The organism is Brevibacterium album DSM 18261 (assembly GCF_000426445.1).
In the GTDB taxonomy this organism is placed as follows: Bacteria; Actinomycetota; Actinomycetes; order Actinomycetales; family Brevibacteriaceae; genus Brevibacterium; species Brevibacterium album.
This window is the reverse complement of sequence record NZ_AUFJ01000010.1, coordinates 378,841-401,205: the sequence shown is the minus strand read 5'-3', so window position 1 is coordinate 401,205 and position 22,365 is coordinate 378,841. Positions and strand designations below refer to the sequence as shown.

Here is a 22,365-nt window from a genome sequence, read left to right as displayed (position 1 = left end):
CATATTGCGGGGGGCTCCGGCGTGCCCGCATGAATGACCCGCAATCTTCGCCCCGTCCTGCTCGGCTCCGGCCCGCAGGCGGCAGCATCAGACAATGAGAGGGAAACTGTGAAGAGCTCCGTCGAGAACATCGACCCCACCCGGGTCAAGCTCAGCATTGACGCGCCTTTCGCCGAACTCAAGCCGAGCGTCGACGAGGCCTACAAGGAGATCGCCAAGCAGGTCAGCATCCCCGGCTTCCGCCGCGGCAAGGTGCCGGCTCGCATCATCGACCAGCGTGTGGGCCGCCCGGCAGTCATCCAGGAGGCCGTGAACAACAGCCTCGACGGCTTCTACCGGCAGGCCGTCGCGGACAACGGCCTGACCCCGCTGGGCCAGCCCGAGGTCGAGGTCTCCGAGGTTCCCGGGCTCGACGGCAAGGACGAGGGCGAGCTCTCCTTCACCATCGAGGTGGACGTCGCGCCCTCGATCGAGCTCCCCGCCTACGACTCCATCGAGGTCACCGTCGACGCCGTCGAGGTCACGGACGCCGATGTCGAGGAGCAGCTCGACGAGCTGCGCGCCCGCTTCGGCACCCTCACCGCTGTGGAGCGCCCCGCCGCGAAGGACGACTTCGTCACCCTCGACCTGGTCGCCAAGGTCGACGGCGAAGAGATCGACACCGCCTCGGACATCTCCTACCAGGTGGGCGCCGGCACCATGCTCGAGGGCATGGACGAGGCCCTCGAGGGCCTCTCGGACGGCGAGTCCACCACCTTCGAGACCACGATGGCAGGCGGTGAGCGCGCCGGCGAGAAGGGCGAGGTCACCGTCACCGTCAAGGCCGTCAAGGTCCGCGAGCTGCCTGAGGTCGACGACGACTTCGCCCAGCTGGCCAGCGAGTTCGACACCGTCGAGGAGCTCCGCGAGGACCTCCGCAGGCAGGCTGCGGAGAAGAAGGAGTTCGACCAGGGCGTCGAGGCCCGCGACAAGGTGCTCGAGGCGCTGCTCGAGCAGATCGACCCCCCGGTCCCGGCCAAGCTGGTCGAGGACGAGGTCAACCGCCATCTCGAGGGCGAGAGCCGCCTCGATGACGACGAGCACCGCGCCGAGGTCACCGAGGAGACCACCCGCAACCTCCGCGTCCAGTTCATCCTGGACGAGGTGGTGAAGGCCGAGGAGGTCGAGGTCTCGCAGCCGGAGCTCATCGAGTACATCATCAACGCCTCGCAGCAGTACGGCATGAACCCCAACGAGTTCGCGCAGCTGCTCGACCAGGGCAACCAGGTTCCCGCGATCATGGGCGACGTCGCGCGCCGCAAGGGCCTCGCCGAGGTCCTCGCCAAGGCCGTCGTCAAGGATCCCGAGGGCAATGTCGTCGACATGACCGCCTTCACGACCCCGGGCGGAGCGGCCGCCGAGGCCGCCGCCGAGGAGGAGGCTGCCGAGGCCGCTGAGGCGCCCGCCGCCGAGGCAGAGGCCGAGGAGGCCGCCGCGGAGAAGTGATCTCCGGCATCGCACCCGGTCGCAGCCGCCGTGCGAGGGAGACGCTTCCGCCCCCGGACATCCTCTGTCCGGGGGCGGAAGCGCATTCGGCAGCCGTCTGCCGCCGCCCGTCCGGCGCGCACGTCTGTCTCCCTTCCCGCCCGCCGTGGGTCTCCCGTTCACGCTGAGGGCGAACACCGGGGGCGGGGCGGACTAATGCGAGGGCTGCGCGGGTTAGGCTTCGAGACGGATACGACCAATGGAGAACAGGAGTCAGACGTGAGCAATGGAGGAAGCTCCTCGATCGCGCAGATGATGGCGGACTCGCCCCGTATGGCCGAGCAGTCCAGCGGTCTGGGCCTGGACGACCACATCTACAGCCGCCTCATGCGTGAGCGCATCATCTGGCTGGGCTCGGATGTGCGCGACGACAACGCGAACGTCATCTGCGCGCAGATGATGCTGCTGGCGGCGGAGGACCCGGAGAAGGACATCCGGCTCTACATCAACTCGCCCGGCGGCTCCGTGACCGCCGGCATGGCGATCTACGACACGATGCAGTACATCCAGCCGGACGTCGCCACCGTCGCGATGGGCATGGCCGCCTCGATGGGGCAGTTCCTGCTGTCCTCCGGAGCGAGGGGCAAGCGGTTCGCGACCCCGCACGCCCGCATCCTCATGCACCAGCCGCTGGGCGGGATCGGCGGCACCGCCACGGACATCAAGATCCAGGCCGAGCTCATCCTGCACATGAAGCGGCAGATGGCCGAGCTGACGGCGGAGCAGACCGGCAAATCGGTCGAGCAGATCCTCAAGGACAACGACCGCGACCACTGGTTCACGGCGGACGAGGCGCTGGAGTACGGCTTCATCGACGGCGTCGTGAAGAACGCCGCGGACGTCCCGACCGGCTCCGGTCAGTGATCCCAGGCACGAGAGGCAGAGAACTCATGATGAACCAGACACCCTGGGCCGCTGCTGGCCAGATGCCCTCCTCGCGCTATGTCATGCCGCAGTTCGAGGAGCGGACCCCCTACGGCTTCAAGCGCCAGGATCCCTACACCAAGCTCTTCGACGACCGCGTCATCTTCCTGGGCGTCCAGGTCGACGACACGAGCGCCGACGACGTGATGGCCCAGCTCCTCGTCCTCGAATCGCAGGACCCGGACCGCGACATCACCCTCTACATCAACTCTCCCGGCGGCTCCTTCACCGCGATGACCGCCATCTACGACACGATGCAGTACATCAAGCCGGAGATCCAGACGGTGTGCCTGGGCCAGGCGGCTTCGGCGGCGGCGGTGCTGCTGGCCGCGGGCACCCCGGGCAAGCGCCTTGCGCTGCCGAACGCACGCGTGCTCATCCACCAGCCCTCGATGCAGGGCGGGGGACAGGGGCAGGCCTCGGACCTCGAGATCCAGGCGAACGAGGTCCTGCGCATGCGCTCCTGGATGGAGAACACCCTCGCCAAGCACTCGAACAAGACCGCGGAGCAGGTCTCGAACGATGTGGAGCGCGATCTGTTCCTCACCGCCGAGGAGGCGAAGGACTACGGGCTCGTGGACCAGGTGCTGAGCTCGCGCAAGGCGCGTCCGGTCGCCTGAGCGCACGGGAGCCGGAGGGCCGGTCCGGGACATGACACGCCTGGACCGGCCCTCAGGCGCTGAGGTCCTGCACTGTGGAATGCTTGAGTGCAGGTGAGACGGCAGAGTATCTTGGAGGCAGTGGGCTTCCTGGAAGGCAGTGAGAAGTGGCGCGCAGTGCAGAGGGAGCGGAGCTCCTCAAGTGCAATTTCTGCGGCAAATCGCAGAAGCAGGTCCGCAAGCTGATCGCCGGACCCGGTGTCTACATCTGCGATGAGTGCATCGGGCTCTGCAATGAGATCATCGAGGAGGAGCTCAGCCAGGCGGTGGAGGCGTCCTCGGACTCTGCGCTGCCCAAGCCCCAGGAGATCTTCGACTTCCTCGAGGAGTACGTGGTGGGCCAGGCGCCGGCCAAGCGCGCCCTCGCCGTCGCCGTCTACAACCACTACAAGCGCATCCGCTCGCAGGAGTCCTCCGACGAGGACGAGGTCGAGATCGCGAAGTCCAACATCCTCATGGTCGGGCCCACGGGCTCCGGCAAGACCTACCTCGCGCAGACCCTGGCGAAGAAGCTGGACGTGCCCTTCGCCGTCGCGGACGCCACGGCGCTCACCGAGGCCGGCTATGTGGGGGAGGACGTCGAGAACATACTCCTCAAGCTCATCCAGGCCGCGGACTTCGACATCGAGAAGGCCCAGCGCGGCATCATCTACATCGACGAGATCGACAAGGTCGCGCGCAAATCGGAGAACCCCTCCATCACCCGCGACGTCTCCGGCGAGGGCGTGCAGCAGGCGCTGCTGAAGATCCTCGAGGGCACGGAGGCCGCGGTGCCCCCGCAGGGCGGGCGCAAGCACCCGCATCAGGAGTTCCTCACGATCGACACGACCAACGTGCTGTTCATCGTGGCGGGCGCCTTCGCCGGCCTCGAGGACATCATCTCCTCGCGCAAGGGCAAGCACGGGATCGGCTTCGGCGCGCTCATCCAGTCGAAGGACGATCAGGAGGACGTGTTCGAGGACCTGCAGCCGGAGGACCTGCACAAGTTCGGCCTCATCCCCGAGTTCATCGGCCGCCTGCCGGTGCTCGCGACGGTGGGCGATCTGGACCGGGCCGCCCTCATCCAGATCCTCACGAAGCCCCGGAACGCGCTCATCAGGCAGTACCAGCGCATGTTCGAGTTCGACGGCGTGGAGCTGCTGTTCGAGGACGATGCGCTCGAGGCGATCGCGGACCTCGCGCTGCTGCGCGGCACCGGTGCCCGCGGCCTGCGCTCCATCATGGAGGAGGTGCTGCAGCCGGTCATGTTCGAGATCCCCTCACGCGATGACGTGGACCGCGTGGTCGTCACCAGGGACACCGTGGAGAACAACGTGGCGCCGACCATCGTGCCCAAGGCCGCGCAGCCCAAGCGCAGCGCCCCCAGGCGAAAGAGCGCCTGAGGGCTTTCGGCAAGTCCGAGGCCTCAGACGGTCTCGGCCGGCTGCACGACGACGAAGCCGGGGCCGTGGAAGCGCATCTGCACCGATTCGCCCGAGCCCCGTCCCACGAAGGAGCCGAGGGAGACGTCGGTGTGGATATCGGGCGCGAGGTTCGCCGACCAGCACACGGCTGCCTGAGGATCGACGAACGTGGGCTGCTGCGAGCAGTCGAGGACGAGCGGATCGCCCTGGCAGGCGAGCGCGGCGATGCCGTGGCCGGACAGCACCACGTTGAACAGGCCCGCGCCCGAGGCGAGGCTGCCCAGGCCCTTGACCCGGCGGATGTCCTCGTTGAGCGTGGGATCATAGGCGAGCAGCGAGGACGAGTTGACGCTGAGCGCGTCGTGCTCGCCCTCGAGCTGCATCATGAAGATGTTGGCGGCCTGCCGGGCGAAGAACACCTCGCCCTGGCCCTCTGCCCGCATCATCGGCGTGTCCTCGCCCGTGACCTGCTTCTTGAGGAAGTTCCCCACTGAGCCCGAGCCCTGGTGCTTGAACTGCACACTGCCCTGGTATGCGACCATCGCGCCCTTCGTGGCGACGACGGGCATCTGCGGTGTGACGAGGGTGCGCAGCATCTTCTGCGACTGGAGCGTCCAGCGCTCCGTCGACTGGATCTCCGCGTTCCTCTTGGCGAACAGCTCCGAGCGCATCGGATGACTCCTTAGGGGAGGGCCGCACCGGCGGCTCGTGCCGGGGCACGACCGCGGGCGCGGCGGACATGAGGGAGGCGGAGCGGCCGCGGCCGCTCCGCCTCCCAAGACTACTGCCGTCCGGGGGATCCGAGGATCCCGTGCTGTGGCGGATCTGCACCATCGGTGCAGGTGTGATCAGTCGGCCTTCGCCTCGAAGACCACCTTTGCGAGCGAGGCCTGCGGGCCGTCGGCCGCATCGGGCGCGCCTGCGGACTCCGTCGCGAGCGCGTCCACACGGCCGGCGGCCAGCAGATCTCCGCGGGCGGCGGCGACCGCGCTCAGCACCGCCTCGGGCGCGGTGACCACCGCTGAGACGATGCGCGTCTTCTGCGAGACCTTCGCCTCGGTCTTCGCCCTGCGGATCTCCCCGAGGACCACGGCGATCCGGCCCAGCAGACCGGACTCGGCCTCGGGAGCTGCGACATCGGCGGGCTGGGGCCAGGCCGCGCGGTGCACGCTCCCGGTCCTCCACCACGACCAGACTTCCTCGGTGACGAAGGGCATGAACGGCGCGAACAGGCGCAGGAGCGCGTCGAGGGAGGTCGCGAGCGCGGCGTGGGCGGAGAGCTGGCCCGCCTCGCCCTGGGCGCCGTAGGAGCGGTCCTTGACGAGCTCGACGTAGTCGTCCGTGAAGTCCCAGAAGAACGACTCCGCGGTGCGGAGGGCGGCGGCGCCGTCGTACTCGGCCATCCGCGCGCCGCACACCTCGACGACCTCGCGCAGACGCGTCAGCACGGAGGCGTCGAGGGGCTCTGTGACGAGATCGGTGCGCCCGACGAGACCGGCGTGCACTCCCTGTGCGAGGGCGAACTTCGAGGCGTTGAGGAGCTTCATCGCCAGACGGCGGCCGATCTGCATCTGCGCCGTGTCGTAGGCGGTGTCCGCCCCGAACTTCGCGCTCGCGGCCCAGTAGCGGACGGCGTCCGGGCCGAAGCCGGGCTTGGACTCGGCGAGGATGTCGCTGGGCACCACGACATTGCCCTTGGACTTCGACATCTTCTTGCGGTCGGGATCGAGGATCCAGCCGGACAGCGCGGTGCTGCGCCACGGGACCGAGTCGTTCAGCGAGTTCGCCCGCACGACGGTGGAGAAGAGCCACGTGCGGATGATGTCGTGCCCCTGCGGGCGGAGATCCATGGGGAAGGTCGCGGCGTGGAGCTTCTCGTCGCGCTTCCAGCCGGTGACGAGCTGCGGGGTGAGCGAGGACGTCGCCCAGGTGTCGAGCACGTCCGGGTCCGCGGAGAAGCCGCCGGGGCGGTTCCGCTGGGACTCGTCGTAGCCGGCCGGCGCCTGGGCCTGCGGATCGACGGGCAGCTGCTCGGGTGCAGGCACGATCGGATCGTCGTAGTCCGGCGCACCGTCGGCGTCGAGGCGGTACCAGAGCGGGATCGCCACGCCGAAATAGCGCTGGCGGGAGACGAGCCAGTCGCCGTTGAGCCCCTCGACCCAGTTCTCGTAGCGCGAGCGCATGAATGCCGGGTGCCACACGAGTTCGCGGCCGCGGCCGATGAGCTCATCGCGCAGCTCCGCCGAACGGCCGCCGTTGCGGATGTACCACTGCCGGGACGTGACCACTTCGAGGGGCTTGTCGCCCTTCTCGTAGAACGGCACGGGGTGGGTGATGGGCTCGGGCTCGGCCAGCAGGTCGCCGGACTCGCGGAGGAGCTCGACGATCTCCCTGCGCGCGGAGAAGGTGGTCTTGCCGGCCAGCCGCTCGTAGCTCTCGGCGGCCCCGGCCAGGGGGGAACCCGCGATCCACTCCGGCGTCTCCCGGGCGAGGCGGCCCTCGCGCGTGATGACCGCGCGGGTGGGCAGATCGAGTTCGCGCCACCAGGTGACGTCCGTGAGATCGCCGAAGGTGCAGACCATCGCGATGCCGGTGCCCTTGTCGGACTTCGCGAGGCCGTGCGCGCGGACCTCGATCTCGACGCCGAACAGCGGGGAGGCCACCGTCGTGCCGAAGTACGGCTGGTAGCGCTCGTCCTCGGGGTGCGCGACGAGGGCCACGACGGCGGGGATGAGCTCGGGGCGCGAGGTGACGATGACGAGGGGCTCGGCCGCGGTGTCGGCCGTGCCGTCGGCCGCGGCGGGGAAGAAGGCGATGCGGTGGTAGGCCCCCTCCTTCTCCCGGTCCTCGAGCTCGGCCTGCGCCACGGCTGTGCCGAAGGTCACGTCCCACATCGTGGGTGCGTCCTGCGAATAGGCGTTGCCGCTGGCCAGATCGTCGAGGAAGGCCCGCTGGGAGACGGCGCGCGAGGTGTCGTCGATGGTCCGGTACGTGTACCGCCAGTCGACGGAGAGGCCCACGGAGCGGAAGAGGTCCTCGAAGACCTTCTCGTCCTCGCCCGAGAGCGTGAGGCACAGCTCGATGAAGTTCTGGCGGGAGACCTTCACGAAGTCCCGGTCGTTCTTCGCCGGCTTGGCCGGCGGCGTGAAGTCAGGATCGTAGGGCAGCTGCGGATCGCATGTCACGCCGTAGTAGTTCTGCACGCGGCGCTCGGTGGGCAGGCCGTTGTCGTCCCAGCCCAGCGGGTAGAACACGTTCTTCCCCGTCATCCGCTGGTAGCGGGCGATGACGTCGGTCTGCGTGTAGGAGAACACGTGGCCCACGTGGAGGGAGCCCGAGGCGGTGGGCGGGGGAGTGTCGATCGAGTAGACGGCCTCCCTGCTCGTGTCCGGGTCGAAGTCGTACGTGCCCTGGCTCTGCCACCGGGCGTCCCACCGGTCCCTGAGGCCTTCGAGGGCGGGCTTGGCGGGAAGGTGCACCGTGTCGTGTGTGCGGGATTCGGGAGTGGTCATGCGAGCGATTGTCCCATATGGCTAGGGTGGAGCTCATGGCACTCATCGACCGGGTTGACGAGGTGGGGCCGCCTGCGCGGTCCACACAGTGGATGAACCCCGCTCGCTCCCTCGCGATCATCGCGGTCATCGCGATCCACACGATCGCGGACACGGTGGGCACGCAGTTCGCGGACCCCGGCACGCCGCCCTGGTGGGCGGCCAATGTCATCGACAGCCTGTCCCGGTGGTCGGTCCCGGTCTTCCTCATGGTCTCCGGCGCGCTCGCGCTCGACCCGGACAAGGGCGGCACCCCCCGTGTCTTCCTCTCCAAGCGGTTCTGGCGCATCTTCGTCCCCCTGCTGGTCTGGACCGCGGTCTACGTCCCCTACCGCCTCTTCGTGATGTCCGGGTACGAGAAGGGCTGGGACCCCGTGCTCGCGATCCTCACCGGCTCGCCCTTCGTCCAGCTCTACTTCCTCTACGTCCTCGCCGTGCTCACGCTGCTCACGCCGTTCATCCGGCAGCTCACGGTCCACGGATCGCGCCGGGTGCAGTGGGGCACGGCGATCGTGCTCGTGGGGATCGGGATGCTGGACCACTTCGCCGTCGTCGTCTTCGACGTGGGCGAGCCCAACATCGCCACGCGGTTCCTCCCGCTCATGGGGTACTACCTCCTCGGCTGGATCCTGCGCGACCACCTCCTGCACGGCACCCAGGTGCTGTGGGCCGCGCTCGTCTTCGCCGCCTCGGCCGCCGTGACGATCCTCTGGGCCGGCTTCGGGCCGGGGGAGCGGCCGTGGACGGCGGTCTACGAGTACCTCTCGCCCACGGTCGTGGCGATGAGCCTGTCCGGCTACCTCCTGCTCCATCGGATGTTCGACCGGGACGATCGCGGCTATCTGGGGCTGCGCCGCCTGTTCCCCTACTCCTTCGGCGTCTTCCTGCTGCACCCCCTGCTCGTGTACACCTTCCGGGACTGGATCGGAGTGCCGGACACCGTGTCCGCCGTGCTGCTTCACGGACTGGTGCTGCCGCTGGTCTACGCAGTCGTGTGCACCGGGGCCACGTGGCTCGCGCTCCGCACTCCCGTCGTCAGGGTGGCGTTCGGTGAGATGCCGCGCAATGCTCCGATGCCCGCACCGCCCCCGACCGGTGGCGCGGCGACCGCGGTCCAGGAGGACGAGGAGGAGCCGGACGGTGAGCAGTCGTGGCCTCCGCAGCTCGACGGCGGAGCGCGCTGAGGGCACCTGCGCCCGTTGTACGATTCCCCACATGGTCCGTGCGATGAACAGGCTCTCCGCAGGCTGGCGCGTGGGTGCCGCGGCGGCGGCCCTCGCCGTGCTGTGCGGAGGGCAGGCGCTCGACACCAACGACTGGTTCCCGCTGGGTTCGCTGTCCCAGTACTCCTCGGCGCGCGACCTCGATTCGACCGTGGCCCGCACCGTCCTCGAGATGCGCTTCGCCGGGGATGCGGAGTTCACGCCCGTGGGCATCTCGCACGGCAACGTGGGGATCGTGCCCGGCGATCTCGACTCCCACCTCGCCGCGCTCCGGCGGGACCCCTCACTCCTGGAACCGCTGGCCCGCAACTACGCGGAGCTGCACCCGGATGCCGAGGCGATCGAGGAGATCCGCCTGCGGCGCCGGATCCACCAGCTCGAGAACGGCCGCGCGGTGGGTGAGCCGACCTTCGAGGACGTCGCGCTGCTGCCGGTGGCGGGAGCCGGCGATCCGGAGGGCGAGACCGCCGAGGCCGGCTCATGAGGCGGCTCACGGACTTCCTCCTGCCCGAGGTGCCGCTCGCGCGCGTCGCCTGCCTGCGGGCGATCGTGTACGCCTTCGTGCTCGTGGACGTGTGGGCGCTGTCCAACGACGTGCTGCGGCACGCCATGATCCCGGAGTTCTACGCACCGCTGCTCCTGCCCCGGCTGCTGGGGATCGGCCCGGTCACGCACGCCGGCGCCGTCCTCCTGCTGGCGCTCGTCACGGCGAGCGCGCTCATCGCGATGAGCGGCCGGCTGCCGCGGATCAGCGGATGGGTCGTCGCCGGCTCCTTCTGGTGCTGGATGTTCTACTCGCAGGGGTACGGCTATGTGGCACACGACCACATGGCGCTCATGATCGCCGTCCTCGTGCTGCCCACAGTGGGCGCGGCCGGCTTCCGCGAGGCGGAGACCTCCCGCGCCGCCGGATGGGCCCTGCGCTGCATCCAGATCGCCGTGGTGCTCACCTACTTCTTCTCCGTGTGGTCCAAGTGGGTGCGCTCGGGCACGCTCGCGGAATGGGCCAACGGAGCCGTATTCGTGTGGGCGATCATGCGCCGCGGCACGCCCCTCATCACCTGGACGCTCTCGTTCCCGTGGCTGCTCGTCATCGCGCAGTGGTGCCTGCTCATCGTCGAGATCCTCTCGCCCGTCGCGCTCTTCCTCAAGGGCAGGTGGCTCTACCTCACGGTCGGCTTCTTCATGCTCTTCCACCTCGCGACGTTCCTGTCGCTGGGCATCAGCTTCCTGCCGACCGTCATCTGCTGGGCGGCCTTCCTGCCGCTCGAGCGCGTCCTGTGGCGCCTGCGGCCCGGCCTCGCCCCGCACCAGACCCCCGTACCGCCGCTGGACGCCCGGTCATGAACGGAGGTCCAGCGGCGTATGGGGTGGCTGGGTCTGCTCAGGCGTCCGGGGCCACTGAGGGCGCCTCGCGGATGCCGAACTCGCGGGCGAGCACGCGCTGGGCTGCGAACCAGCCATTCATGCCGTGCACACCCGGTCCCGGCGGGGTCGCGGCCGAGCACAGGTAGGCGCCCTCGCCCAGCCGGTACGGGTCCCAGCTGAGGGTGGGGCGGGCGACCATGCGCAGCAGCGAGACGGTGCCCGTCGCGATGTCCCCGCCCACCCAGTTCTCGTTGTGGGCGGCCATCTCCGCCGCCGGGATCGCAGCGCTCGCCACGACGGTGTCCCGGAAGCCGGGGGCGAACCGCTCGATCTGCGCGGTGATCGCCTCGGTCGGGTCGCGGGGGGAGTCGAAGGGCACGTGCGCGTACGCCCACACCGGCCGGAGGCCGCGCACCTCGCGTGCCGGATCGAACCGCGCGGGATCGGACACGAGAGTCACGGGGCGGGCCGGGAACCGACCGGCGACCACCTGGGCCTCGGCCTCGGCCATCTGCGCGCGGGTGCCGCCCACGTGGACCGTTCCGGCCTCGGCGATGCAGGGATCGCGCCAGGGGATCGGGGCGTCGACGACGAAGTCCACCTTCGCAGCGGCGGCACCGTGGCCCAGACGGCGCAGCGCGGCGCGGCGGTGCGCGGACAGGCGGGGGCCGAGGATGCCGGCGGCGGCCTCGGCGGTCGTGTCGAACAGATGCGCCCGGGCCGGCGGCAGCTCGTCCGCCCGCGTGATCCGCACGCCCGTGCGCACGGTGCCGCCGTGAGCCTCGAGGTCGGCGGCGAGCGCATCGACGATGGCCTGAGAGCCGCCTACCGGCAGCGGCCAGCCCTCGGCGTGGGCGAGGACGGCGAGCAGCATCGCAGCTGCCGAGGTGCCGGTGGCGGGCAGCGGGCCGATCGCGTGCGAGGCCACCCCGGTGAAGAGCGCGCGCGCCGGCTCCGTCGTCAGCGGCATCGTCCAGGCCGGCGTGCCCTGCTGGAGCATGCGCGCGACGAATCCGGCGGCGAAGGCGAGGTCGCCGGGGCGGCGCAGCTCCGGCGGCAGGGAGCGCTTGTCCCCGAGGCCGAGGGCGAGCACCTGGTCCACATGGTCCACGAGCGGGGAGAAGAGCCGGCGCCAGGCGCGCTCGTCGCGGCCGAGGCCGGCGGCGGTGCGGTCGAGGTCGCGCCAGGCCACGGCGGCGGGACCGTCCTCGAGGGGCTGGGCGTAGGAGGCCTCCGGCACCCGTAGCTCGACGCCGCGGGCGCGCAGGTCGAACTCGCGCAGGAAGGGGCTCGCGAGCGCCATGGGGTGCACGGCCGAGCAGATGTCGTGGACGATGCCCTCGGCGAGCCCCAGATCCAGCGTCCGCGCTCCGCCGCCCACCGTGTCCTGGGCCTCCAGGACCTCGACGCGGAGGCCGGCGCGGGCGAGCGTCACGGCGGCGGCGAGGCCGTTGGGACCGGACCCCACGACGACGGCGTCGAGGTTCGTGCCGACGGCGTCGAGGCCCGTTTCCGCAGGGGAGGCGGCGGGCGCGGGATGCGGACGGTGCCTGCTGGTCATGCCCTCAGCCTAGGCGCTGGGACCACGGCCGCAGCGGCCGGTAGGGTTGTGTGCGAATCGTCACATGCCGTTCACAGGAGGAGGAGACATGACCGCACTGCGAGCCGTCGTCACGGGGGCCAGCTCGGGGATGGGGGCGGCCACGGTCCGCAGGCTGTGTGAGGAGGGATGGGACGTCGTCGCCGTCGCCCGCCGCGAGGAGGAGCTGGCGGCACTCGCCGGCGAGACCGGGTGCGAGTACGTCGTGGCGGACATGACCTCGGACGCATCGGTGGCGGCGATGGCCGAGCGGGTGCTCGCGGGCGGGCCGGTCAACTCGCTCGTCGCCAATGCCGGAGCCGCCTACGGGCAGGACGAGGTGGCGAGCTCGGACGTCGAGGACTGGGCGGGCATGTTCGACCTCAACGTCCTGGGAGTCGTCCGGTGCGTCAAGGCGCTGCTGCCGGCGCTCGAGGCCAGCGGCCGCGGTGACATCGTGGTGATGTCCTCGACCGCCGGGCACATCGTCTACGAGGGCGGCGGGGGATACGTCGCCTCCAAGCACGGTGCGCACACCGTGGCCGCCACGCTGCGCCTGGAGCTTGCGGGCAAGCCGGTCCGGGTCATCGAGATCGCCCCCGGCATGGTGGCGACGGAGGAGTTCTCCCGCAAGCGGCTGGGCTCCCAGGAGGCCGCGGACAAGGTCTACGCAGGGGTGGAGAAGCCGCTCACGGCCGAGGACTGCGCGGACGCCGTGGTCTGGACGCTCACCCGCCCGCACCACTTCAACGTCGACCTCATGGTCATCCGCCCCATCGCGCAGGCCGCGCAGCACAAGGTGGCGCGCAACCAGGGCCTGTGAGGAGGCGATGCCGCTCCAGATCGCTCAGTGAGCGGATGAGGCGGATGGGGCGGATGAGGCGGGCACTCAGGCGAACACGCTGAGCCCGTAGAGCGCGAAGACGAACAGGTGCGCGGCACCGTGCAGGGCGGTCACGCGTCCTGTGCTGAAGGTCGTGAGGCTCAGCAGCAGGCTCACCCCCAGCAGGAGGAGGTTGGCGGGGCTCTCGGCGAGGACTACGGTCTGCCCGGTGAGCAGGCCGATCGCCAGCACGACGGGCAGCGTGAGCCCCACGCAGGAGACGAGCGCGCCGTGGGCGAGGTTGCTCATCCTCTGCGTCTCGCCGGCCCATGCCGCGCGCACCGTGGTGAGCGCCTCCGGGAGGAACACGATCATCGCGATGAGGATGCCGGACAGTGCGACCGGGGCGCCCAGCCTGCCGAGGCCGTCGTCGAGGAGAGCGGCCATGTCGTGGGAGAGCAGGACGATGGGGGAGACGGCCGCCACGAGAAGACATGCGCGTGCGATGATCTCGGTCCGGTGCTCGCGCAGGGCCGTCCGCAGCGCCGGGCGCCGGTCCCCGGAGTGTGCGCCTCCCGCGCGCCCGGCCACCTCCTGGAAGTCACCGCGCTGGGCGCCCGTCTGGCGCCACAGGAAGAATCCGTAGAGCAGGACCGTGAGCACGAGCACCGGGATCGCCTGTCCGGGAGCGTACGACCCCTCGGTCCCGATGACCGCCGGCAGGGCGAACGCGACGGCGACGAGCACGACGAGGAGGGCGAGGTAGGCCGAGACCCCACTCCGGTTGACCCGCAGATCGTCGTGGCGCAGACCGCCGGCCAGCAGGGCGGCGCCGATGACGAGCGTGAGGACGATCATCGTCGCCGCGATGACGGAATCGCGGGCGATGGTGGCGTGGTCGCCCGGACCCAGCATGACCGCGGAGATGAGGATGACCTCGATGAGCACGATGGAGAGCGTGAGCACGAGGGTCCCATAGGGATCGCCGAGACGGCGGGCGAGGAACTCGGCCTCGGCGACGACGCCGGAGGCGCACACGATGATGACCGCGACGATCGCGGCGAGCACGGCGAACACCGCGGCCGTGGGCAGGGGGCCGGCGAGCAGCGGCTCCGCGAGGGTGAGGGCGGCGAATGAGACCCAGCCGATGAGGGGGCGGGCGATCGCGACCGGGGTGAACACGGTCCGGGACGACGTCGACGTGGGCACGGGAGCACCTGTTCTGCAGGGTCGTCCCGGCTGAGCGCTGAGCCGCGCAGGTCGTCCCGGCGGCATTCCGCAGTCCATGGTACCCCGTGCGCCTCCGCCCGCCGCACGGCCTCCGGGGACGGCAGGGCACAATGGAGCGGACAGCGGTCCAGGCGCAGGAGGACACCCCATGAACAGTTTGGATGCAGGCACGACGCCGGCAGGCACGACGCCGGCGACGATGCGCGCGGTGCGGCAGGAGCGCCTCGGCGGCCCGGAGGTCCTGGAGCTCGTCGAGGTGCCGCGTCCCTCGCCGGGCATCAGCGAGATCCTGGTGCGCGTGCATGCCGCGAGTGTGAACCCCACGGACTGGAAGCACCGCGCCACCGGACGCTTCCTCGGTCAGCCGCCCTTCGTGCTGGGCTGGGACCTCTCCGGGGTCGTCGAGGAGGTCGGGCTCGGGGTGACGCTGTTCTCCCCGGGCGATGAGGTCTTCGGCATGCTGCCCTATCCCGAGGGAGCGGGAGCGCATGCCGAGTACGCCGTCGGCCCCGCTCGCGCCTTCGCGCACAAGCCCGCCTCCGTCGACCACGTGCAGGCCGGCGCGCTCCCGCTGGCGGCGCTGACGGCCTGGCAGTCGCTCGTGGACACGGCGGGGCTGCGCGCCGGCGACCGCGTGCTCGTCCATGCCGCCGCCGGCGGGGTGGGGCACCTCGCGGTGCAGATCGCGAAGGCCCGCGGGGCGTACGTCATCGGCACCGCGAGCGCGCCCAAGCACGCGTTCGTCCGCGAGCTGGGCGCCGATGAGGTCATCGACTACCGCGAGACGGACTTCGCCGAGGCCGTCCGGGACGCAGACGTCGTCCTCGACACCATCGGCGGGGACTACCAGCTGCGCTCCCTGCGCACGCTCCGGCACGGGGGCGTCCTGGTGTCCACCGTCCCGGTCGCGGCCGAGGGACTGCACGGGGAGGCGGAGAGGCTGGGGGTGCGGGCCGCGCTCATCCTCGTCGAGGACGACCACGCGGGCATGCGGGCGATCGCCGACCTCGTCGAAGCCGGGCAGCTGCGTGCGCGGATCGCCGGCACCTTCCCGCTGGCTGACGCCGCCCGCGCGCACGAGGCCGGCGAGACGGACCGGACGGCGGGCAAGCTCGTCCTCCTCGCCGCCCCGGAGTGAGCCCGAGGCCGTACTCGGCTGAGCCGAGGCCGCACCCTCCGGGAGGGCGGGTGCGGCCGGCCTGGCCCGCCTCGGCGGCGGTGCGCTATCATCGTCACTGCATCGATCCGGCCATCACCGGGGAGCATCCGGAAGAACGGCGCCTCTGCCGCCCGCGCGCAGCGGGGCGGGCGCGCTCAGTAGAACCGGACGGGGCGGCCCGTCACAGCCGAATGAGCGATCCGCGTCCGCAGCGGGCGGGCCACGGCCCGGGCCTGCATGCGGCGCGCGGATAAGCGGGGTGGTACCGCGGCAGCGTCACGGGTGCGTGCCTGAGAGGGGCGGCTTCCGGAGTGCGCAGTCGTCCTCGCACGGGAGACGACCGCCACCAGGGTCGGGCACCGCGTGAGGGGCCCGGTCCGCGCACACAAGGACGCTCATGAGCGAGAACATCTACCCCAAGCAGGGCTCGGCCTTCGGCCTGTCCGCCGCTCCCTCGTTCCCGGAGCTGGAGCGCCGCATCCTGGACTTCTGGTCCGATGACGACACGTTCCGCGCAAGCGTGGAGTCCCGGGACGCCGGCGAGAGCGGTGAGAACGAGTTCGTCTTCTACGACGGTCCGCCCTTCGCCAACGGCCTTCCGCACTACGGCCACCTGCTCACCAGCTACGTCAAGGACGTGGTGCCGCGCTACCAGACCATGCGGGGCAAGCGGGTCGAGCGCCGGTTCGGCTGGGACACGCACGGCCTGCCCGCTGAGCTCGAGGCCATGAAGCAGCTGGGGCTCAAGACCAAGGACGAGATCCTCGAGATGGGGATCGACCGGTTCAACGAGGCCGCCCGCGCCTCCGTCCTCCGCTACACGGACGAATGGCAGGAGTACGTCGACCGGATGGGCCGCTGGGTCGACTTCGAGAACGACTACAAGACCCTCAACCCCTCCTTCATGGAGTCCGTCCTGTGGGTCTTCAAGACCCTGTTCGACAGGGGACTCATCTACGAGGGCTACCGCGTCCTGCCCTACTGCTGGTCGGACGAGACGCCGCTGTCCAACCACGAGCTGCGCATGGACGACGACGTCTACCAGTCCCGCCAGGACCCCGCCGTGACGATCGGCTACCGCCTGCTCGACGCGCCCGCCGGCCTCGAGGGGCGCGAGGTATGGGCCGCCATCTGGACCACGACGCCGTGGACGGTCCCGTCCAATCAGGCCATGGCGGTCAACCCCGAGGTCGAGTACGTCGCCGTCACCCCGGACCCCGCGCACGAGGCCGGGGAGCTGACGGGGAAGACGCTCCTGCTCGCCGCCGCCCGCCTCGGGGCCTATGCCCGCGAGCTGGGAGAGAGCCCGGAGGTGCTCGCGCGGTTCACGGGTGAGGAGCTGCTGGGCCTGCGCTACGAGCCGCCCTTCCCGTACTTCGAGCACCAGCAGGACCGCTGGGGGGAGAGGACCCACACGATCCTCGCCGCCCCCTTCGTCACGACCGAGGACGGCACCGGCATCGTCCACCAGTCGCCGGCCTTCGGTGAGGAGGACAAGGAGCTCACCGATGCCTACGGCATCACCGCCGCGCGCCCCGTGGACGACGCCGGCCGCTTCGACTCCCAGGTGCCGGACTACGCCGGCCAGCAGGTGTTCGATGCGAATCGGAGCATCATCGCCGATCTCAAGCATCACACCGGGCCGCTCGCGGGCCGCTCCGCGGTGCTCGTGCGCCACGAGACCTATGAGCACTCCTATCCGCACTGCTGGCGCTGCCGGAACCCGCTCATCTACCGCGCCGTGTCCTCGTGGTTCGTCTCGGTGACGAAGATCAAGGAGACGATGCTCGCCACGAACGAGGAGATCACGTGGGTGCCGGGCAACGTCAAGCACGGCCAGTTCGGCAGGTGGCTGGAGAACGCCCGCGACTGGTCGATCACCCGCAACCGGTTCTGGGGCTCGCCCGTGCCGGTGTGGGTCTCCGACGACCCCGCACACCCGCGCACGGACGTCTACGGCTCCTTCGCGGAGCTCGAGCGCGACTTCGGCCGGCTGCCCGTGGGCCCCGACGGCGAGCCCAACCTCCACCGCCCCTACATCGACGAGCTCACCCGCCCCAATCCCGACGACCCCACGGGGAAGTCCACGATGCGCCGCGTCCCGGACATCCTCGACGTCTGGTTCGACTCCGGCTCGATGCCCTACGGCCAGGTGCACTACCCCTTCGAGAACGCGGACTGGTTCGAGAACCACTACCCGGCGGACTTCATCGTCGAGTACATCGGCCAGACCCGCGGCTGGTTCTACACGCTGCACATCCTCGCCGCCGCGCTGTTCGAGAAGCCTGCATTCAGGGACGTCATCTGCCACGGCATCGTGCTCGGCTCGGACGGGCAGAAGATGTCCAAGAGCCTGCGGAACTACCCCGATGTCAGCGAGGTCTTCGACCGCGACGGCTCGGACGCCATGCGCTGGTTCCTCATGTCCAGCCCCATCCTGCGCGGCGGCAACCTCGTCGTCACGGAGCAGGGCATCCGCGACGGCGTGCGCCAGGTGCTGCTGCCGCTGTGGAACGCCTGGCAGTTCTTCGCCACCTACGCCAACACCGCGGACGGATCCGCCGGCCCGGGCACCGGCTACGAGGCCAAGCGCTCACTCGAGTCCTCGCAGGTGCTCGACCGCTACCTCGTGGCGAAGACCCGCGAGTTCCTCGACGCCTATCAGGCGGCGATGGACTCCTACGACATCTGGAACGCGTGCGCCCTCACCCAGAGCCACCTCGACATGCTCACGAACTGGTACGTGCGCCGCTCGCGCCGCCGGTTCTGGGCAGGCACGGAGGAGACGCACGAGACCTTCGACGTCTTCGCGACGGCCTTCGAGGCGACGATCACCGCGATCGCCCCGCTGCTGCCGTTCGCGGCCGAGGAGATCTTCAAGTCGCTGACCGGCCGCCGCTCCGTGCACCTCGAGGACTTCCCGGACGCCGCGGAGTTCCCCGCGGACCAGGACCTCGTCGACGCGATGGACTTCACCCGCGCCGTCTGCTCGGCCGGTTCCGCGCTGCGCAAGGCGAAGAACCTGCGCGTGCGCCTGCCGCTGTCGGAGCTCGTCCTCGTCACCGATCTCGCGCTCGGGGAGGAGTTCACCGCGATCATCGCCGAGGAGCTCAACGTCAAGCGCGTGCGGGTGCTCCCGCCGGCCGCGGCGCGCGAGGCGGGCTTCGTCTTCGAGCGCAGGCTCACCGTCAACGCCCGTGCGGCCGGACCGCGCCTGGGCAGGGACGTGCAGCTCGCGATCCGGGGCTCGAAGACCGGAGACTGGTCCGTGGACGGCGAGGTCGTCACCGCGGGCGGGATCGTGCTGGCCGAGGGCGAGTACGCGCTCGAGGAGATCGCGGAGTCGGCCAGCGACTCCCAGGTGCTCGCGACCGTGGATGGGGGCTTCATCGCCCTCGACACCACGGTGACCGACGAGCTCGCCGCCGAGGGCACCGCCCGCGATGCCGTCCGCGCGATCCAGGGCGTCCGCAAGCAGCTCGACCTCGCCGTGACCGACCGCATCAGCGTGACGGTGTGGGCCGGTGAGAGCGCCCTGTCCGCGCTGGAGGCCCACCGGGACCTCGTGGCAGGGGAGACCCTCACGCTCCAGCTCACCCTGGCCCCCGCCGCGGAGGCGCCGGCCGCCGATGCCGCGGCAGGCACCTTCGCGACGGAGGAGCTCGGCGGCGACGCGGTCGTCGCCGTGGCCCGGCACGCAGCGGAGGTGCCCGCATGAGCGCACAGGAACCGGAAGCGGAGCTGAACCCGCAGCACGCGGACGAGCTCGCGCGGGTCTACGCCGCGCTGCTGGCGCGCGCGGGGGAGACGCTCGTGGAGCTGCGCCTCGACGCCACCCGCCGGGCCTGCGAGCTGCTGGGAGACATCCACACCGCGGCCCCGGCGATCACGGTGACGGGCACGAACGGCAAGACCTCGACCGCCCGCATGGTCGACACGCTGCTGACCGCGCACGATCTGCGGGTGGGGCGCTTCACGAGCCCGCACCTCACACGCGTCACGGAGCGGATCAGCGTGGACGGCGCGGAGGTCGCGGTCCCGGACTTCGTGCGCGTCTACGACGAGATCGCGCCGTTCCTCGAGCTCGTGGATGCGCAGCTGGCCGCCGAGGAGCGTGCGCCGCTCACCTTCTTCGAGGCGCTCACCGTCCTCGCGCTCGCGGTCTTCGCGGACGCGCCGGTGGACGTCATGGTGCTCGAGGTGGGCATGGGCGGCGAATGGGACTCGACCAACGTGGTGGACGCGCAGGTATGCGGCTTCACCGCGGTGGGCCTGGACCACCAGGGCTTCCTCGGCGACACCGTCGAGGAGATCGCGCGGACCAAGGCCGGCATCCTCGACCGGAGCGTCGACCCTACGCCGGCGCCGGAGCCGTACGCGGTCATCGCCGCGCAGCCGGACGATGCGGCGGAGCGGGTGCTGGCCGCGGAGGTGGAGCGCAGGGGCGTGACCGCGTGGGCCGAGGGCCAGGGCTTCGGCGTCCTCGAGCGCACGCTCGCCGTCGACGGCCAGCTCGTGAGCATCCGCGGCCTCGGCGGCGACTATCCTGAGCTGTTCCTGCCCCTGCACGGTGAGCACCAGGCCCACAATGCGGCGGTGGCGCTCGCGCTCGTGGAGGCGTTCCTCACCGGCGGCGAGCGGCCGCTGAGCCCGGAGCCGGTCACGGATGCGTTCGCGGCCATGAGCAGCCCGGGCCGCCTCGAGGTGCTCAAGGCGGAGCCGACGATCCTCGTCGACGGCGCGCACAATCCCGCGGCCGCGACGGTGCTCGCGGAGACGATGGCCGAGGCCTTCGACCTCACGGACACGACGCTCGTGCTCGGAATGTTCGCGGACAAGGACCCGCACGGCGTACTCGAGCAGGTGAGCAGGTTCGCGGACCGGGTGGTGATCACCCAGGCCCTCAGCGACCGCGCGATGGACCCTGAGGTGCTGGCCGCCGCCGCACGGGAGTGGTTCGATCCCGAGGACGTCCTGATCGCCCCCACCGTCAAGGACGCGCTCATGCGCGCGATCGACCTCGCTGACACCGCCGAGGCGGCCTCCGGCGAGCAGGCGCGCGCGGGCATCGTCGTGACCGGTTCCCTGCTCACGGTCGCCGAGGCCCGCGTCCTCCTCCACCGGGGGGATGCCGCATGAGCGCGGACTCCGGTGAAGCGGGCGCCGGCGGGGCGCGGGCGCCGCGCTCCCAGCTGCCCGTGCTGTGCGGCACGGTCCTCATCAGCGAGGTGCTGTGCCTCTACTTCGCCGGCCTCACGGGCTTCGGTCTGCGTCCGGAGCTCCTGGGGTTCGGGGCCTTCATCGCGGTGCTCAGCGGGATCGCGGTGCTGCTCATCGCGGCCGTGGTCCTGCTGCCCCGGCGCCGGGGCGAGCACAGGCCCGGCATCCTGCTCGGCTGGATCGGCCAGGTGCTGCTGCTCGCGATGGGCATCGTCATGCCGGCGATGATCGTGATCGCGGTGGTGTTCGGGACGATGTGGGCCGTGGGCGTGTACTGGGGCCGGAGGATCGACCGGGAGAAGACCGCGCGGGGCGAGTGAGGCCCTGCCGCCGTGCGCACGCCGCGCCGCGCCTAGAATCGTGTGCGGAGCGGTCGGTCCGCCGGCCCGTCATCGCAGAGAACGTCAAGGAGAGCCATGACCGAACGCACCCTCATCCTCGTGAAGCCCGACGGCGTCGCCCGCGGGCTGTCCGGCGAGGTGCTCGCCCGGATCGAGCGCAAGGGCTATGTCCTGCAGGCCGTCGAGCTGGTGGAGGCGAAGCCGGAGCAGCTCGCCGCGCACTACGCCGAGCACGAGGGCAAGCCCTTCCACCAGCCGCTCGTCGACTTCATGTCCTCCGGGCCGGTGCTCGCGGTCATCGCTGCGGGCGACGGCGTGATCGCCGGCTTCCGCTCGCTCGCCGGGGCCACCGATCCCACGACCGCGGCCCCCGGCACCATCCGCGGCGATCTGGGCCGGGACTGGGGTGAGAAGGTGCAGAAGAACATCGTGCACGGCTCCGACTCCGTCGAGTCCGCCGAGCGCGAGATCGCCATCTGGTTCCCCGGCCGCTGAGGCTGATCTGCTGAGGGTGCCCGCCGAGCCTCCTGCCCGCGCACCGCTGATGTGTGCGGCAGGAGGCTCGGCTATTTTCTCCGGGGTCCGGTCGCGCATCTCCGGAACAGCACGCTGAAGCGTGCTGTTCCGGAGACGCGGGGCAGCGACGCGGAGACGCAGTGGCGCTGCGGAGGCTGCATGGTGGCGCGACCGCCTGCCTCAGAGCTGCGCGCTGAAGAAGGTCCAGAACTGCACGAGGACGACGGCGGCGACGATGAACAGCCAGAGGCCCGCGATGGCCAGCGGCATGCCGGAGAGCACGCGAGCGACGAGGCTGTCGCGCAGCACCGCGCCGAAGGCGCCTGCGCGCGCGCTCCGGGCTGTGACGACGCAGAACTGCAGGATCGTCACCACCCAGACGACCATGCACCACGGGCAGCCGGCACCGATCTCGAACAGCGATGCGTACTGGAGGTAGGTGACCATGACGACTCCGCCGAGCAGGCCGATGTTCAGCCCGGTCATGAACCAGCGGGGCAGCTCGACGCCGGCGACGAGGAGCGCGCCGAGCATGATCGGCACGGCGAAGGCGCCGATCCCCAGGAACTGGTTGGGGAAGCCGAAGATCTCCGACTGCGGGTAGGTCATGACGCTGCTGCAGGAGAAGAAGGGGTTGAGATCGCAGGAGAGCACCGCGTTCTCATCGCGCAGCAGCCGGATCTTGTCGACGGAGAGCTCGAAGGCGGAGAGCAGCCCGATCGCGCCCGTGACGATGAGGAGGACGCCGAGCGGCACGCTCCTCTGATACCAGGCCTGCGGGGCCTGCTGCTGCCCGGTCTGCAGGCTCTCGGTCTCAGTGCTCACAGCAGAAGGATGCCAGCCGA

The 22,365-nt window shown here is 70.6% G+C and carries 18 protein-coding genes; 13 read left to right on the top strand and 5 right to left on the bottom strand.

All coding sequences use genetic code 11. The annotated features are described in order from the left end of the window. The first annotated feature begins 108 nt into the window (after positions 1-108). The 4 genes from tig (at position 109) to clpX (ending at position 4,489) form a co-directional block, all read left to right on the top strand. Positions 109-1,485 (top strand): trigger factor, encoded by a 1,377-nt coding sequence (tig, locus tag K318_RS0105975; RefSeq protein ID WP_029088813.1) that lies wholly within the window; start codon positions 109-111, stop codon positions 1,483-1,485. Positions 1,486-1,779: 294 nt separating this feature from the next. Further along, positions 1,780-2,388 carry an ATP-dependent Clp protease proteolytic subunit gene (locus tag K318_RS0105970; RefSeq protein WP_084499829.1) on the top strand — a complete coding sequence of 203 codons (609 nt, stop codon included), beginning with the start codon at positions 1,780-1,782 and terminating at the stop codon, positions 2,386-2,388. 29 nt (positions 2,389-2,417) lie between these two features. Further along, positions 2,418-3,068 carry an ATP-dependent Clp protease proteolytic subunit gene (locus K318_RS0105965; protein WP_029088811.1) on the top strand — a complete coding sequence of 217 codons (651 nt, stop codon included), beginning with the start codon at positions 2,418-2,420 and terminating at the stop codon, positions 3,066-3,068. A 146-nt stretch (positions 3,069-3,214) separates the two neighbouring features. Continuing rightward, the gene (gene clpX / locus K318_RS0105960; RefSeq protein ID WP_029088810.1) at positions 3,215-4,489 is read left to right on the top strand and encodes an ATP-dependent Clp protease ATP-binding subunit ClpX; all 1,275 of its coding nucleotides are present in this window, start codon (positions 3,215-3,217) and stop codon (positions 4,487-4,489) included. A gap of 23 nt (positions 4,490-4,512) precedes the next feature. Here clpX and K318_RS0105955 read toward each other — a convergent pair whose 3' ends face one another. Beyond that, positions 4,513-5,181 carry an AIM24 family protein gene (locus K318_RS0105955; protein WP_029088809.1) on the bottom strand — a complete coding sequence of 223 codons (669 nt, stop codon included), beginning with the start codon at positions 5,179-5,181 and terminating at the stop codon, positions 4,513-4,515. 177 nt (positions 5,182-5,358) lie between these two features. Beyond that, positions 5,359-8,022, bottom strand: a complete 2,664-nt coding sequence (gene valS, locus K318_RS19770) for a valine--tRNA ligase (protein WP_035280739.1) — start codon at positions 8,020-8,022, stop codon at positions 5,359-5,361. Positions 8,023-8,057: 35 nt separating this feature from the next. Here valS and K318_RS19765 point away from each other — a divergent pair, with 35 nt between their 5' ends. From K318_RS19765 to K318_RS19755, 3 genes are read left to right on the top strand one after another with little or no spacing between them, the layout of a single operon-like run. Next, positions 8,058-9,245: an acyltransferase gene (locus tag K318_RS19765; protein ID WP_084499765.1), complete on the top strand. Its 1,188-nt coding sequence runs from the start codon at positions 8,058-8,060 to the stop codon at positions 9,243-9,245. Between the two features lie 31 nt (positions 9,246-9,276). Then, the gene (locus tag K318_RS19760) at positions 9,277-9,768 is read left to right on the top strand and encodes a hypothetical protein (RefSeq protein WP_051297609.1); all 492 of its coding nucleotides are present in this window, start codon (positions 9,277-9,279) and stop codon (positions 9,766-9,768) included. Continuing rightward, on the top strand, positions 9,765-10,631 hold the full coding sequence (locus K318_RS19755; protein ID WP_051297608.1) for a hypothetical protein: 867 nt from the start codon (positions 9,765-9,767) through the stop codon (positions 10,629-10,631). Before K318_RS19760 ends, K318_RS19755 begins: the two co-directional genes overlap by 4 nt. Positions 10,632-10,668: 37 nt before the next feature. Here K318_RS19755 and K318_RS0105930 read toward each other — a convergent pair whose 3' ends face one another. Next, positions 10,669-12,213 carry a phytoene desaturase family protein gene (locus tag K318_RS0105930; RefSeq protein WP_029088808.1) on the bottom strand — a complete coding sequence of 515 codons (1,545 nt, stop codon included), beginning with the start codon at positions 12,211-12,213 and terminating at the stop codon, positions 10,669-10,671. Between the two features lie 88 nt (positions 12,214-12,301). On the opposite strand from K318_RS0105930, the gene K318_RS0105925 reads away from it, so the two are divergent. After that, positions 12,302-13,054 (top strand): SDR family oxidoreductase, encoded by a 753-nt coding sequence (locus tag K318_RS0105925; RefSeq protein ID WP_029088807.1) that lies wholly within the window; start codon positions 12,302-12,304, stop codon positions 13,052-13,054. A gap of 66 nt (positions 13,055-13,120) precedes the next feature. Here the strand turns inward: K318_RS0105925 and K318_RS0105920 are convergent, their stop codons facing one another. Further along, on the bottom strand, positions 13,121-14,263 hold the full coding sequence (locus K318_RS0105920; protein ID WP_029088806.1) for a calcium:cation antiporter: 1,143 nt from the start codon (positions 14,261-14,263) through the stop codon (positions 13,121-13,123). A gap of 169 nt (positions 14,264-14,432) precedes the next feature. Between K318_RS0105920 and K318_RS0105915 the strand changes: the two genes are divergently transcribed. From K318_RS0105915 to ndk, 5 genes are all read left to right on the top strand, one after another. Continuing rightward, entirely contained in the window at positions 14,433-15,422 is a 990-nt protein-coding gene (locus tag K318_RS0105915; protein ID WP_051297607.1) for an NADP-dependent oxidoreductase, read from the top strand. 418 nt (positions 15,423-15,840) lie between these two features. Then, complete coding sequence (gene ileS / locus K318_RS0105910; RefSeq protein ID WP_029088804.1) at positions 15,841-19,161, top strand: isoleucine--tRNA ligase; 3,321 nt, start codon at positions 15,841-15,843, stop codon at positions 19,159-19,161. Next, positions 19,158-20,582, top strand: coding sequence for a bifunctional folylpolyglutamate synthase/dihydrofolate synthase (locus K318_RS19750; RefSeq protein WP_035280738.1), 1,425 nt, complete (start codon positions 19,158-19,160; stop codon positions 20,580-20,582). The genes ileS and K318_RS19750 overlap by 4 nt, the downstream gene beginning before the upstream one ends. Continuing rightward, the gene (locus K318_RS0105900; RefSeq protein ID WP_051297606.1) at positions 20,579-20,983 is read left to right on the top strand and encodes a DUF4233 domain-containing protein; all 405 of its coding nucleotides are present in this window, start codon (positions 20,579-20,581) and stop codon (positions 20,981-20,983) included. Before K318_RS19750 ends, K318_RS0105900 begins: the two co-directional genes overlap by 4 nt. Before the next feature lie 96 nt (positions 20,984-21,079). Then, positions 21,080-21,499 (top strand): nucleoside-diphosphate kinase, encoded by a 420-nt coding sequence (gene ndk / locus K318_RS0105895; protein ID WP_029088802.1) that lies wholly within the window; start codon positions 21,080-21,082, stop codon positions 21,497-21,499. A gap of 201 nt (positions 21,500-21,700) precedes the next feature. On the opposite strand, the gene K318_RS0105890 is transcribed toward ndk, so the two are convergent. After that, on the bottom strand, positions 21,701-22,345 hold the full coding sequence (locus tag K318_RS0105890) for a vitamin K epoxide reductase family protein (RefSeq protein WP_245579778.1): 645 nt from the start codon (positions 22,343-22,345) through the stop codon (positions 21,701-21,703). Positions 22,346-22,365: the final 20 nt, after the last annotated feature.

What these genes read in the sequence shown, in the direction of transcription:
- K318_RS0105930 (WP_029088808.1), bottom strand. Translation starts at nt 12,213, where the DNA reads ATGACCAGCAGGCACCGTCCGCATCCCGCGCCCGCCGCCTCCCCTGCG.
- ileS (WP_029088804.1), top strand. Translation starts at nt 15,841, where the DNA reads ATGAGCGAGAACATCTACCCCAAGCAGGGCTCGGCCTTCGGCCTGTCC.
- K318_RS0105955 (WP_029088809.1), bottom strand. Translation starts at nt 5,181, where the DNA reads ATGCGCTCGGAGCTGTTCGCCAAGAGGAACGCGGAGATCCAGTCGACG.
- K318_RS19765 (WP_084499765.1), top strand. Translation starts at nt 8,058, where the DNA reads ATGGCACTCATCGACCGGGTTGACGAGGTGGGGCCGCCTGCGCGGTCC.
- ndk (WP_029088802.1), top strand. Translation starts at nt 21,080, where the DNA reads ATGACCGAACGCACCCTCATCCTCGTGAAGCCCGACGGCGTCGCCCGC.
- K318_RS19760 (WP_051297609.1), top strand. Translation starts at nt 9,277, where the DNA reads ATGGTCCGTGCGATGAACAGGCTCTCCGCAGGCTGGCGCGTGGGTGCC.
- valS (WP_035280739.1), bottom strand. Translation starts at nt 8,022, where the DNA reads ATGACCACTCCCGAATCCCGCACACACGACACGGTGCACCTTCCCGCC.
- K318_RS0105925 (WP_029088807.1), top strand. Translation starts at nt 12,302, where the DNA reads ATGACCGCACTGCGAGCCGTCGTCACGGGGGCCAGCTCGGGGATGGGG.
- K318_RS0105970 (WP_084499829.1), top strand. Translation starts at nt 1,780, where the DNA reads ATGGCGGACTCGCCCCGTATGGCCGAGCAGTCCAGCGGTCTGGGCCTG.
- K318_RS19755 (WP_051297608.1), top strand. Translation starts at nt 9,765, where the DNA reads ATGAGGCGGCTCACGGACTTCCTCCTGCCCGAGGTGCCGCTCGCGCGC.
- K318_RS19750 (WP_035280738.1), top strand. Translation starts at nt 19,158, where the DNA reads ATGAGCGCACAGGAACCGGAAGCGGAGCTGAACCCGCAGCACGCGGAC.
- K318_RS0105965 (WP_029088811.1), top strand. Translation starts at nt 2,418, where the DNA reads ATGAACCAGACACCCTGGGCCGCTGCTGGCCAGATGCCCTCCTCGCGC.
- K318_RS0105915 (WP_051297607.1), top strand. Translation starts at nt 14,433, where the DNA reads ATGAACAGTTTGGATGCAGGCACGACGCCGGCAGGCACGACGCCGGCG.
- K318_RS0105900 (WP_051297606.1), top strand. Translation starts at nt 20,579, where the DNA reads ATGAGCGCGGACTCCGGTGAAGCGGGCGCCGGCGGGGCGCGGGCGCCG.